Genomic DNA, 13,385 nt, shown 5'->3' on the forward strand with positions numbered 1-13,385 from the left:
TTTCTGCCCTGCGATTACCAGTGAGACTTTACGTCTCATTGCTTTTCGTCTTCTTCTTTGTTCAGTTTTCAAAGGTCGGTTAGTCGCTTTCACGCTTGATGCGCGAATGTTTTCGTTTGTTTTTTGCGACTTTTAAATCATATCATTTCAGCAACTATCTGTCAACAACTTTTTGAAATTATTTTATGAATAAAATTCTTTTAAATCGCTGCTATCGTAGCGCCGAAAACTAATATATCAAGTTTTGAGAAATATGTCAACCGAATTATGCATAAAATTTAATAAAAATGAAAAAAATTGCAAGAAACATAAAAAAACACTTAGCTAGGCCAAGTGTTTTTGTTTAATTATTTGATTGTTTTTCTTTGCAATCTGGACATGTACCGTATACTTCGAGTCTGTGGTTATCAATTTCATAGCCAGTCATGTGAGCTGCAAAATGCTCTACTTCATCTAAACCTGGATAATGAAAATCAACTATTTTGCCACAAACATTACAAATTGCGTGGTAATGATTAGACGTAGAAAAATCAAATCGACTAGAAGCGTCGCCATAGGATAATTCTTTAATTAGACCTGCATCGCGGAAAACGCGTAAATTATTATATACAGTTGCTACACTCATGTTTGGGAAGTTACCTTCTAAAGACCGATAAATATCATCCGCGGTTGGGTGTGTATGTGAGTTAATTAAGAATTCAAGTATAGCATGACGCTGAGGAGTGATTCTTACTCCTGTTTTCTTTAAGACATCTACTGCCTCTTTTAGAGTTGCATTAGACACCGCCATGCACTCCCTTCCAAAAATAATTATTATCTTTATAATACCGGAAATAACGCTTAACTGTCAATAGAATGGCAGAATTTATAGCTTAATAACCTCTACTTAAATCAATCTCATTGCGTAATTGCTTATTTTCTTTCAAAAGATGGATATTTTCATACCAAATTTCAAAGCTTCGTTCTAAATATTTGTCGGAATGTCCCGAAACATGTGGAGTGATTGTGACATTATTTGCTTGCCATAAGTAATTGTCTTCAGAAAGCGGTTCTTCTGGTAATACATCTAAATAAAAATGAGCAATCAGCTGCTGTTTGGAAGCTTGTTCTAGTACATTTAGCTCCACAGCACTCCCTCTTCCTATGTTGATAAAAGCAGCATTTTCTTTCATTTGTTCAAAAAATGATAACGAATAGATTCCTGTTGTTTGTTCTGTATGTGGTAAAACACTAACAAAAAAATCGGCTAAAGGAGCTACTTTTTCGATGTCAGTCATCGCATACGTTTTACTGAATGGTTTTACGAGATGGCCTGTTGTGTTAATGCCGATAACTTGCATATCGAATGCTTTGGCGAATTCAGCCACTTTTGCTCCGATAGCACCTGTGCCTGCGACAACTAATGTTTTTCCGGCTAGTTCTGTAATCGGTTCTTCGCTTGCCCAGTTTTTTTCTTTTTGTATTTTATAGAAGAAAGCGGCTTTTTTGACGTGAGATAGCATGAAAGATAGTGCATATTCACCCATTGGTATTGCATGAATTCCTCTTACATTTGCGACTTTTATTTGTCGTTCTTGGATTATTTCTCTCGGCAAGCTATCCACTCCCGCAGAGAAGACCATAATTAATTGTAATTTATTAGCTTGTTTTATTTTTTCTTCTGTAATGTTGGAACCGTATGTGACGATGACGTCTATTTCTGCTAAATCGGCAAAATGATTGTTGCTTTCATAATAAAAAGTATCATCTGGAAATTTCTCCGCTTGCAAGGTTTTCAGGTGTTCGGGTACATCTAAAGTAAATAATATATTCATTTTGCCGCACTTCCTTTCCTTTGCTATGATTTAATTTTATGCTTTTTTTCATTTATCGGCAATTATATTGTTTTTTCGATTGCGGCATCTTATTTTTTCGCATAGAATATAGAAGGTATTAAATTTTTGAGGAGATGACGAAATGGATCATTCAAAGTCAAAGCAATTGCATGATGAAGCACTTTTACATATAGTTGGCGGGGTTAATAGCCCATCTAGGTCAAATAAAGGGGTTGGCGGCGGAATTCCGGTAACAATGGAACGAGCAAGTGGCGCTTATTTTTATGATGTGGATGGCAATAAGTATATTGATTACTTAGCGGCATTCGGGCCAATCATTACTGGGCATGCACATCCTCATATTACAGAAGCGATTACAAAAGCGGCGCAAAATGGTGTTTTATATGGAACTCCTACGAAACACGAGATAACGTTTGCGAAAATGTTGAAAGAAGCTATCCCTTCGCTTGAGAAAGTTCGATTTACAAACTCTGGGACAGAAGCTGTTATGACAACCATTCGTGTGGCTCGTGCTTATACTGGAAGAGATAAAATTATTAAATTTGCTGGTTGTTATCATGGGCATTTTGATTTAGTGTTGGTGGAAGCAGGGTCTGGACCATCTACGCTTGGGATTCCTGATTCTGCTGGGGTAACGAAATCTACTGCAGAAGAAGTTATTACCGTTCCATTTAATGATCTGGAGGCATTTAAAGAAGCATTAGCTGTTTGGGGCGATCAAGTTGCTGCTGTTTTAGTAGAACCAATTGTTGGAAACTTTGGCATGGTGGCACCAAAAGAAGGATTTTTAGAGGCGGTTAATGAACTTGCGCATGCGAATGATTCTTTAGTTATTTATGATGAAGTTATCACCGCTTTCCGCTTTATGTACGGTGGGGCTCAAAATTATTTGGGTGTTATCCCTGATTTAACAGCTATGGGTAAAATTATTGGTGGCGGACTTCCGATTGGCGCTTATGGCGGTCGAGTTGATATTATGGAAAAAGTGGCACCGCTTGGCCCGGCGTATCAAGCTGGGACACATGCTGGTAATCCGGCTTCTATTCTTTCAGGGATTGCTTGTCTCGAAGTTTTACAAGAAGAAGGGTTATATGATCGCTTTGAAAAATATGGTTCGATGTTGAAAGATGGCATTGAAAAAGCAGCCGCTAAACATGGTATCGCGGTTACCGTCAATCAGATTGTTGGTGCTTTGACAGTATACTTTACGGACGAAGCGATTACTAACTACGCAGAAGCTGGTGCAACCGATGGCGAATTGTTCGGTCGTTTCTTCAAAGGTATGTTAGAAGAAGGTATTAACTTGGCGCCTTCTAAATACGAAGCATGGTTTATTACTTCCGCGCATTCAGAAGCAGACATTGTAGAAACAATCGCAGCAGTTGATACTGTTTTTGGAAAAATGGTTCAAGATAACTAGGTAATATTACTTTATAAACTGGGGATAAACGTTATAATAGAAGAAGAATGAGCGGGAAAATGCGAAATGTCCCGCTCAAATAGTCTATAGAAAGGAATAACCTTCCATGAAATTCGGAGCTAGAATTTTGAAAACTGGTATTGCAATCACATTGGCGCTTTTTATCGCGCAACTTTGCAATTCACCCTCTCCATCTCTGGCAGGCATTTCCGCCGTTTTTGCTATCCAACCTTCTATTTATAGGTCTTATCGAACTATTTTAGAACGGGCACAAGGGAACGTAATTGGAGCTATCATTGCAATTATTTTTGGACTTTATATTGGTAATGATTTTATTTTAATTGGAGTTGCTTCGATTATCTGTGTTGCCTTATTAATGCAATTCCGCTTGGAGAATACGATTGGGCTTGCAGTTGTGACGCTCATCATCGTGATGGATTCTCCTGGTAATGACTTTTTAGAAATCGCACTTATTCGTTTTGGGACAATTATGTTAGGTTTACTTGCCGCATTTATTGTCAATCTGTTCTTTTTACCACCAAAATATGAGGTTTCATTGTTTCAGTTAATTTATAATACGAATAGCGAGATTGTTCGTTGGATTAAATTAAACTTGCGTCATGCTGCAGACTTCCCTCTTCTAAAAAAAGATATGGAATGGATGCAAAAACAGCTAAACCAAACGCGTAACTTATATGGATTATACCGAGAAGAGCGTACTTTTTTAAAGAAAAATGCCATTTCAAAAGGTCGGAAAATTGCTGTTTATAGGCAAATGCTGCTTTGTTCTCAAAAAGGTTTTGAGCTTTTAAAAATTCAACACCGTTATGAAAATGATTATTTGCAGTTGCCACCAGATAAGCAAGAGTTAATTCGCCAACATATCGATTATTTAACGGATAAACATGAACAACTTTTACTAACTTATATTGATAAAGTTTCGATTGATCTTGAATATGTAGAATCTCATTTAGCACAAGATCCCCAAGATTTAATGCAGCTTTTCTTGCGCGAGATGGAAGAAACAGAAAAAGATGAATATGAGGATATGATGGATAAATACCACTTAATGCGTATTATCGCCTCGATATTTGCTTATCAAGAGACAATCGATTATTTAGAAAAATTGATTCATAGTTTTAAACTTAGGCATACTGAAGAAAATCAAATCGATATTAATGTTAATGAAGAATAAACAAAAAACGAGCTTGGAGATAACCTCCAAAGCTCGTTTTTTTAACGGTATTCTTTATACTTTTCATACCAAATGTCAATGTAATCAGGGGAAAATGGACCTTTTTTGTCCAAAATCCAGTGACTTAACACATCCACATTATGTCGAAGTATCCGGTCAATCGAGTCCGGGTACTTCATTTGGCGACGGTGTTGTTCGTATTCGCCCTCATCAAGCAAATGAAACCTTCCATCTGGGAAAACCTTAATATCGAGGTCATAGTCAATGTACTTCAGCGCCTGCTCATCTACTGCAAAAGGTGTCCCTAGATTGCAGTAATGATAAATGCCATCTTCTCTAATCATCGAAATCACATTAAACCAGTAATCACTATGAAAATAACAAATAGATGGTTCGCGCGTTACCCATTTACGTCCGTCTGCTTCCACAACTAATGTGTGGTCGTTTCCGCCGATAATAATATTCTCCGTAGATTTAAGCACCACTGTCTTTTTCCAAGTACGATGAAGTTTACCGTTATGTTTGTAGCTCTTGATCTGTATTATTTCTTTCTCTTTGGGTAAGTACATCCTTTATCCTACTTTCCTCATGTACTATCAAAATCATTATTATTATAACATAAGGCAAGACTGCAAAAAAACAATATCGTGCTGAAACGGAACATTTTCCTAAAAAAAGAGTGATTTTTATGCAAAATAGCTAATTTTCATCCATTTTGCTTTACTAGACTAAAAGTGTTCTGCCGCCATCTACTAAAATAGTTTGCCCGCGGATCATATCAGCTTTATCGCTAGCGAGGAAAAGTACGGCATTTACTAAATCATTTGGTTCAATCATTCGTCCAGCCGGTGTTTTGCTGACAGCATCTTTTAATAATTCTTCACGGTTTGGGAAATGGTTAAGTGCGTCTGTTTCGATTAAACCGCCAGAAACGGCATTAACCGCAATGCCAAATGGTGCTAATTCTACCGCTAAATAACGAGTAAGTGATTCTACCGCTGCTTTAGAAACCCCAACTGTCGTATAATTTTCTAAATAACGAATCGAACCAATCGAGCTCAAACTAATAATTTTCCCGCTTTGATGGCGTTGCATTAATTTAGCTGCTTCTTGGCCAGCAAATAATAGCGCCTTCGCATTAATGTTCATTGTCCAGTCCCAGTGCGATTCTTCTAGTTCCATCAATGGTCGAAGTACACCACTCGCTGCATTGTTAATAAAAACATCTAGTCGGCCGAATTCCTCGTCCACTGCTTTAAATAATTCTCTAATTTTTTCTACGTCACCAACGTTTGCTTTAAAAATAGTGCATTTTCTGCCAAGTTGTTCAATTTCTTGCTGTACTTCTTCTGCTTTTTTGCGATTTCTGGAAAAGTTGACCGCGATATCATAGCCCTCTTTTGCGAGCGCGATGGCGATTTCTCTTCCCAGCCCCCGACTACTTCCTGTTACTAATGCTACTTTGTTCATTTGTTACTCCCCCTTAAAATCTTTCCACGCTTGCCACATTTTTTGATATGGTACTGGAAAAGCAAGCCGCTTCATTTCTTCTTCTGTCGCAAAATACCAATTTTCATTTGGAATTGCTGACTGAAGTTTTGCCACACGAATGTCCATTTTCCAAACTAAATGCGAAAAAACGTGTTTGATATGCGCAATTGGCTCCTCTTTAAGTAAAACATCTAAGCCATAATTATGTAAAAATTGTAGTTTTGCTACTTCGTCATTTTCTTTTTTGGTGATTTCGATGGTTGGAAATTGCCACATATTGGCTAGTAATCCATTTTCTGGACGCTTTTCGATGGCTATTTTCCCATCATCTGAAATAACGATAATGCTTAATAGTTCTTTGGTTTTCGTTTTTACTTTTTTGATTTTCACTGGGTAATTTGTTTCGACACCATTTTTATGCGCTTCACAAAACGGTTGGAGCGGGCAAAGCATACACATTGGCTTTGTCGGCGTACAAACGAGCGCCCCGATTTCCATCAAACCTTGGTTAAAAGCGGACGGATTTTCTTTGTCAATCAGCTGATACAACACTTCTTCAAAAATTTTCCGGGTGGATGCTTTCATAATGTCTTCGCTAATTTCTAAAACACGAGCAATAACTCGCATTACATTACCATCAACAGCTGGTTCTGCTTGATTATAGGCAATACTAAGAATGGCACCAGCTGTATATGGGCCAACACCTTTAAGTGATAGAATCGTTGTTAAATCGTTAGGAACTACACCAGAAAAATCTGCCATTACTTGTTTCATCGCTGTTTGAAGATTTCTGACACGAGAATAATAACCTAAGCCTTCCCAAGCCTTTAAAATATCGGCTTCATCCGCTTGGACAAAATCTTCCATCGTTGGAAATTGAGTCATAAAGCGATTAAAATAAGGAATCACTGTGTCGACTTTTGTTTGTTGAAGCATGATTTCTGAGACCCAAATTCGGTAAGGTTCGGTATTTTCACGCCACGGTAAGACGCGTTTATTCGCTTCATACCAGGAAACGAGTGCTTCTTGGAAAGCGGTTATTTTTGTTTCATCCCATGTTAGTCTCTTCATTTTTCTCATTTTCCCCTCGTAATTCTAATAGATTTCTAATGTGTGTTGCTCCGGATGTGTAGTATAATGTAGACAGGGAATAAAATAGTATACCCATTCTTAAGCCGATTTCTATTATACAGAATGCTGGCTTAATTGAATAGTGTTGTGCTCTTTTAGGCAACACCAGTTGTATTTTTTTAAGACCGATTTTAGAGGAGGCAAAGTCATTGGATACTGGCACACACGTAGTAATGGGAATTGCACTCGGAGCGTTAGCAACCGTAGACCCGGTAGTTGCCGGAAGTTCTCAAGCTGCCATTGGTATTATGACAGCAACAATTATTGGTTCACAAATTCCAGACATTGACACTGTATTAAAACTTAAAAACAACGCTGATTATATTAGAAATCACCGAGGAATCACGCATTCCTTGCCGATGCTTGCCATTTGGCCATTACTTATTTCATCCATATTATATTTACTTTTCCCGGCGGCCACGTTTATTCATTTACTGTTATGGACGTTTATCGCGGTGGGATTACACATTTTTGTAGATATTTTTAATGCTTACGGGACACAAGCAGTCAGACCGTTTAAAGAAACATGGGTCGCATTTGGATTTATCAACACGTTTGATTGGTTCATTTTTGGTTCTCATGTAGTTGCTATTGCGGCTTGGTTGTTAGGTTCTCCAGCACTACCTACGTTTGTCACGCTCTACGTCATTTTGGCACTTTATTATGTGGCAAGATTCGTTACACAGCGAATGATCAAACACGCGGTTCAAAACTTAATTCCAGATTCAGAAGAAATCATTATTGCTTCCACCATCCACTTCTTCCAGTGGCGCGTGGCAGTAACAACGAAAGATCATTATTATGTAGGTCGAGCATTCAAACGCAACATCTCCATCTACGAAAAATTTGACCGGTTACCTGTTCCAGATAATGAAATCATCCGTTCTGCCAAAAAAGACAAAAACCTCGCTGCTTTCATTTCGTTCTCCAAAGTTTACAACTGGCGGATTGAAGAAAAACTTGATGGCACGTATGTTACCTTTACTGATTTACGTTATCGTAGTAATGGGCATTATCCATTTGTAGCTGTTGTTAAATTAGACGATGATTTAAACATTATCTCATCATACACTGGTTGGATTTTCTCGACAGAAAAATTATACAAAAAACTAGCACCTGTTAGTATTTAAAAAAAGACCCGGAATCCGGGTCTTTTTTATTTATCTACCTGTACTTCCTACACCACCAACACGTGATTCGTTGGCTACGATATCTGTATCTGCAACTAAGTATTTTTGGAATACACCTTGAGCGACGCGTTCACCAGCTTCAATTGCTACTGGTTCGGAAGAGAAGTTTTTGATGGCGATTCCGATATTGCCGTCATTACCTGGATTACTATAATAAGAAGAATCGATAATTCCTGTACCGTTACATAGTAATAAGCCTTTTTTAATGCCGATGGAAGAACGAACATGGATATTTAATACTTCATCTTCTTGCATATAACTTTTAATATCTGTCCAAAAAATATGTTTTTCTCCTGGTGCGATAGTTATTGTTTCGTTGGAGAAGAAATCATAGCCGGCTGATCCTTTGTCGCCGCGTATTGGTAAAGATATCGTTTGATCTGGAAACTTTCTGCTTGCTTCATTAACTACTTCAAATCCTCTTACTTTCACTTTGTTCACTCCTATTTGTTTGGGTCTTTTCGTTCTACTTGATGTAAAAAGCTACCGTGGCGCTCGATTTGCTGACGAACATAATCCGCCGCGTATTCAGGACCGCGGTATGGGTAGCCTGCTTTTGCATAGGAACTTTCGAAATCGGACCAAAGCATTTCAATCCACCATAAAGCTTTTTCTTTATCTAAATGCGGGTTTTTAGCCATTAATTCCGCCGTTAGTTCATCTAAATATGTGTACAATTCACTCTTCCTCCTCGAAACTGATTTCATTTTCAGTTAGGTATGATTGAATTGTATCATAAGAAAAACCTTTCTGCATTAGCGATGTGATTGTTTTTTGCTTAGCGATACTTGGTTTGTAGCGTTTGTTTTTACGCATGGTTTTTTCGACTTGTTTTTGTAAGATATCTGCTTCATCGGCTACGTCTATTTCGCTTGTCGCTTCTATGGCGGCTGTTTTGGCTAATTCGCTCGTATAGCCTTTTTGGATTAAATCGGTGATGATTTTTTGTTGGAGCATTTTTTTTGCGCTTTTATTGTTACGTTTCATGATTTTGATTGCTTGTTTGGTGGCATTTTCGAGTTGTGCTTCGTCGGAATATTCTTCGATAACTTGGCTAATGATTTCTCGTGTTAAGCCTTTTTCGACTAATTCGCGCTCGATGGTTCGCGGCCCTTTTAGCGTTGTTTTGATTTGAGTTTTGGTGTATAGTTCCGCAAATTCGACGTCGTTAATGTAGTCCATATCGGCTAGCTTTTTTAAAATCTCATCGATCGCAAAAGGTTCCATTTCTTGTTTTCTTAAATAATCGCGAATTTCTTTTTCCGAGCGGACGCGGTGAGATAAGAAATTAATTGCTTTATTAAGACCTTTGCGAACCATATCGGCTTGTTTGATTTCTTCTATTTCAGCCTCTGTTAGCGTTTTTCCTTTCATTAGTTGGTAGCGGGCTAAAACTTCTTCGTCTACACTAAAGTTGTATTTTTCATCAATAAAAATGTTGTAGCGTTCTTTGTTTTTCTGCTGGACACTTATGGACGTGATTTTCATAATCCGCCTCCTTCTCTTCTCTATCATACCGCAAAAAATGGTTTTAATACTACTAAAAAGGGAATAAACTAGTTAGGACAATGAAGAGGTGATAAAATTGCATATCTTACTTACAGGCGCAACGGGTTTTATTGGTGACCATTTAGTGCATGAGTTAGAAAAATCTGATCACGAACTTTACATTTTAACGAGACAAAAGTTAAAAAACCGCGCGAATGTACATTATATTGAATGGTTGAATGATGATAAATTACCTAATTTAGACGATTTGCCAGTGGATGTTTGTATTAACTTTGCAGGCGCTGGTTTGATGGATGAAAAATGGACTTATGAAAGACAGAAAGTGATTGTAAATAGCCGCATCGAAGCTACTTCAGCGCTTCTATCAATTGTGAAGAAAATGAACTCCAAGCCAAAACTGTGGATTAATGCAAGTGCAATTGGGGCTTATACGTCCTCTAAATCAACTATTTATCTGGATACAGAAGAAAATAACTATGCCGATAATTTCTTAGGAAAAACGGTTTATGAATGGGAAAAAACGGCGAGTGCGGCGAGTGATTTAGGTATTCGTGTTGTTTATGCGCGCTTTGGACTTGTACTTGGGACAGACGGTGGCTCCTTCCCTGTTTTTGAAAAGTTATTTCAAACTTATACGGGTGGCCGTTTTGGAAATGGTAGACAATGGTATTCATGGATTCATGTTGATGATGTTGTTGCGGCGTTATTATTTATTTTTGATCATGAAGAGATAAGTGGTGTCGTTAATTTTACTGCCCCACATCCTGTCCAAGAAAAGAAATTTGCAGAACGGCTCGGGAAAAAGATGCATAAACCATATAAAACGCCCGTCCCTAAAAAAATTATCAAATTTATTCTCGGTGAACGTGCCATGACTATTTTAGACAGCCAGCGTGCTTATCCGGAAAAATTAATGAGTCATCATTTTGAATTTCGCTTTGAAACTTTGCAAGAAGCGTTAGATGATTTGCTTGATTAATAAAAAACCAGACGCTGATTTTACTCAGTGTCTGGTTTTTTTGTTTCTTCTTCAAGCGGGAAATCAAGGACGACTTGGTTGTTTGCAAGTGGTCGTTTTTTACCAACAAGAATCATTAGTTGTAACATCGTGAAAGCAATCGAGCTTCGTTTTCTGAAGGCAACAAATTTTTGTTCCCATTCGGTAACATATTTGGATTTGAAATTACGTAATCCTTTGAAGCCGTAGAAGCCTTGGCTATAACGATAAACAAGTCCCGCTAATCGCTCTCCTAAAAAGGCATATTTACTTTCCCCGACATTCGCAAGTGGCGCCATGCCGGCATTAAATGTTTGAAAGCCGTCTTCTTTGGCTTGTTCGAATAAGTTGATGAAAAGGAAATCCATAATACCGGATGGCGCTTCTTTGGAATAACGCATTAAGTCGATGGATGTCATTTCATCTGTATAAGATGGCATCATTGAAGCAAAACCAACGACAGTGCCCTCTCCATTTTTAGCAATCGCAATTGGTGCTTGTTCGAGATAATAGGTATCAAAGAAGCCAAGTGAAAAACCTTTTTCTTCTCTGCCATCCAACCATTCATCAGAAACTGCTCGTAGCGTCGTCCATGTTTCATGACTGTATGGTGGATTTATTATTTCAAAAGTATAGCCTTCGCGTTCTAACTTATTCATTAGCGCGCGTTCGCCTTTTTTCTTTTTGCCGCTCATGGTGAAGTTTTGGACGTCTACGAAACCTTCTTCACCAAGCTTGATAAAGTCAAAACCGTGATCGTGTAAATAGGGAATCATCGTACCGCGAACTTCATAGAAAACTGGTCGATAACCGAAACGATCCGCGTTCATCATCACTTCTTCAATCGCATCTTCCATTTTATCCATATTCCCGGTTGGCTCTCCCATGATAACCATTTTGTCGGCGATAATTCGGTAAGAGAAAAGCACTTCCCCGTTTGCCGCCCAGAAAAGGAGTTTATCACGCAAGAACATAGTATGGCTGACTTCATTTCCACCCCATTTTGCTAGGTGGTCGCGTACTTTGACTGCTTCAAATGGTGAGCCTAATTTTTCTTTTGTTGTGGATAAATAAATGTAGATAACGACTAAACTAACGACGGCGATAAAGACGCCGACAAATCCGACTAGCCAGAGATGTTCAGAGGCAATACGTAAATAGTCTGGGATTTCTTTGGAATGTTTGATATTTGGTGAATTGTAAATACCAATAACGATATAACCTGCCAAACAAACAATGAAAATAATGCTATCAATAATTACTTTACTCCACGTATAAACCAGTTTTTCCCGGTAAAATTCATTGCGAGCTAGGAATAAACATAATAAAACAATTCCTAAAAAGATAGCTTGCTTGATTGAGAATACGCGAGCTAATGTGTTGAAAATCGCGCAACCTAGTACAATAACCGTAATAATGTAAGCTTTTTTCGTTTTACATTCAATCCCTCGTGCAAGTCCAAGTAGTAAAAATCCGAATGCAACGATGGTAATTTGGGATGTAAATAAGAAATTAAATGGCATAATTTTATACAGGAATGGCACATGATAGATTGCGTTTGGAACAGATGAAGATAAAATTAACAATAAACCAGATCCATAGACGAAAATAACTAAAAAGCGATGCGCCACTTTTTGTAAAAATAGTAATGGTAAGCCTTCTAAAAAGTCATTCACTCGTTTGCCGGCTTTTTGAACGAAGAATAACAGCCCAACTACGAATGGAATAATATAGTAAAAGATTCGATAAAACAGCATCCAAGCGAGCGCTAACTCTTGTGAAACGCCTAATTGGCTTAGTCCGAGAATCATTACAACGTCAAACGTCCCAACTCCACCGGGAACCATGGACGCGATTCCGATAACAGAAGCGATGACGAATAACGGAAATACTTTGAAGATGTCTACTGGTTCTCCCATCAACGTACCAATAATAGCAAAACAACCAAAGGCAAAGCCCCACTCTAAAAGGGACGCTGCAATTAAAGTTAATTCTCTTTTAATTGGTAAATCGACGAACAGTGACTTACTTTTCCATTTTGTGATTGTGAATAAAATAGGGAAATAAAGTCCCCCAGCAAGTAGCCACGGCCAGTAATTAACAAAATGATCTGCAAATCCTGGAATGAGTAGTGTGGCTAATGATACTAAACAATAAATCGATAAGCCGGATACTAAGAATAAAGCAATTTTGGAAATAGCTAGTAAAATTTCTTTATGAGAGGCATTTTTTCCGTAGAAACTTGCTCTTAGACTGGCTCCTAACACCCCACCGAAACCGCCAATATTCGTAAAAGTATTGGTAATCCAACCAGAAGCAATGACATGCGATGAGGAAAACTTTCCGGGTAGCAACTTAACAATGACATAATCATATAAAAGCATTGGTGTCACTGCGATTAAGCCGACGATAAACATAATAAAGATTTGTTCTGGGCTTTGGGAAGTGATATTGGCTTTTAATGACGAATAGTCAATTCCGGTTGCAATATTAATAATTTCGTAGATAACAAATCCCATCACAAAAGTGATAAAGACAATTTTGACGATGGTGCTATTTTTTTGAAACCAAGCATAGGCTTGCATTAATTTTTCTTTCATAACAGAGTCTCCTTAAC

Annotated in this window: 13 protein-coding genes; 4 read left to right on the forward strand and 9 right to left on the reverse strand. The window is 37.9% G+C overall.

From position 1 onward, the window contains the following. Nucleotides 1-343: 343 nt before the first annotated feature. Both perR and HCJ30_RS13440 read right to left on the reverse strand, forming a co-directional pair. Nucleotides 344-790: a peroxide-responsive transcriptional repressor PerR gene (gene perR, locus HCJ30_RS13435; protein ID WP_185392587.1), complete on the reverse strand. Its 447-nt coding sequence runs from the start codon at nt 788-790 to the stop codon at nt 344-346. 82 nt (nt 791-872) lie between these two features. Further along, on the reverse strand, nt 873-1,814 hold the full coding sequence (locus HCJ30_RS13440; protein WP_185392589.1) for an NAD(P)-dependent oxidoreductase: 942 nt from the start codon (nt 1,812-1,814) through the stop codon (nt 873-875). 142 nt (nt 1,815-1,956) lie between these two features. On the opposite strand from HCJ30_RS13440, the gene HCJ30_RS13445 reads away from it, so the two are divergent. Further along, nucleotides 1,957-3,255 carry a glutamate-1-semialdehyde 2,1-aminomutase gene (locus tag HCJ30_RS13445; protein WP_185392592.1) on the forward strand — a complete coding sequence of 433 codons (1,299 nt, stop codon included), beginning with the start codon at nt 1,957-1,959 and terminating at the stop codon, nt 3,253-3,255. Nucleotides 3,256-3,361: 106 nt separating this feature from the next. After that, nucleotides 3,362-4,450: an aromatic acid exporter family protein gene (locus HCJ30_RS13450; RefSeq protein ID WP_003739130.1), complete on the forward strand. Its 1,089-nt coding sequence runs from the start codon at nt 3,362-3,364 to the stop codon at nt 4,448-4,450. Between the two features lie 41 nt (nt 4,451-4,491). Here HCJ30_RS13450 and ntdP read toward each other — a convergent pair whose 3' ends face one another. The 3 genes from ntdP to mutY all read right to left on the reverse strand — a co-directional run bounded on the left by ntdP (nt 4,492) and on the right by mutY (nt 7,021). Continuing rightward, complete coding sequence (ntdP, locus tag HCJ30_RS13455) at nt 4,492-5,019, reverse strand: nucleoside tri-diphosphate phosphatase (protein WP_003723875.1); 528 nt, start codon at nt 5,017-5,019, stop codon at nt 4,492-4,494. Between the two features lie 154 nt (nt 5,020-5,173). Next, nucleotides 5,174-5,920: an enoyl-[acyl-carrier-protein] reductase FabL gene (gene fabL / locus HCJ30_RS13460; protein WP_185392594.1), complete on the reverse strand. Its 747-nt coding sequence runs from the start codon at nt 5,918-5,920 to the stop codon at nt 5,174-5,176. Between the two features lie 3 nt (nt 5,921-5,923). Next, entirely contained in the window at nt 5,924-7,021 is a 1,098-nt protein-coding gene (mutY, locus tag HCJ30_RS13465) for an A/G-specific adenine glycosylase (RefSeq protein WP_185392596.1), read from the reverse strand. Between the two features lie 200 nt (nt 7,022-7,221). Here mutY and HCJ30_RS13470 point away from each other — a divergent pair, with 200 nt between their 5' ends. After that, entirely contained in the window at nt 7,222-8,202 is a 981-nt protein-coding gene (locus HCJ30_RS13470) for a metal-dependent hydrolase (RefSeq protein ID WP_185392598.1), read from the forward strand. A gap of 30 nt (nt 8,203-8,232) precedes the next feature. Here the strand turns inward: HCJ30_RS13470 and HCJ30_RS13475 are convergent, their stop codons facing one another. Genes HCJ30_RS13475 through recX form a run of 3 tightly spaced genes read right to left on the reverse strand, consistent with a single transcriptional unit; the run spans nt 8,233 to nt 9,750 of the window. Next, a complete protein-coding gene (locus HCJ30_RS13475) occupies nt 8,233-8,694 on the reverse strand; it encodes a dCTP deaminase/dUTPase family protein (RefSeq protein WP_185392600.1) in 462 nt (153 codons plus the stop codon). Between the two features lie 11 nt (nt 8,695-8,705). Further along, nucleotides 8,706-8,939 (reverse strand): YfhJ family protein, encoded by a 234-nt coding sequence (locus HCJ30_RS13480; protein WP_008948041.1) that lies wholly within the window; start codon nt 8,937-8,939, stop codon nt 8,706-8,708. 1 nt (nt 8,940) lies between these two features. After that, entirely contained in the window at nt 8,941-9,750 is an 810-nt protein-coding gene (recX, locus tag HCJ30_RS13485; RefSeq protein WP_185392602.1) for a recombination regulator RecX, read from the reverse strand. Nucleotides 9,751-9,847: 97 nt separating this feature from the next. Between recX and HCJ30_RS13490 the strand changes: the two genes are divergently transcribed. Further along, on the forward strand, nt 9,848-10,750 hold the full coding sequence (locus HCJ30_RS13490) for a TIGR01777 family oxidoreductase (RefSeq protein WP_185392604.1): 903 nt from the start codon (nt 9,848-9,850) through the stop codon (nt 10,748-10,750). Nucleotides 10,751-10,770: 20 nt separating this feature from the next. Here HCJ30_RS13490 and mprF read toward each other — a convergent pair whose 3' ends face one another. Then, a complete protein-coding gene (gene mprF, locus HCJ30_RS13495) occupies nt 10,771-13,368 on the reverse strand; it encodes a bifunctional lysylphosphatidylglycerol flippase/synthetase MprF (RefSeq protein ID WP_185392607.1) in 2,598 nt (865 codons plus the stop codon). Nucleotides 13,369-13,385: the final 17 nt, after the last annotated feature.

Source organism: Listeria cossartiae subsp. cossartiae, from assembly GCF_014224155.1.
Classification (GTDB): domain Bacteria; phylum Bacillota; class Bacilli; order Lactobacillales; family Listeriaceae; genus Listeria; species Listeria cossartiae.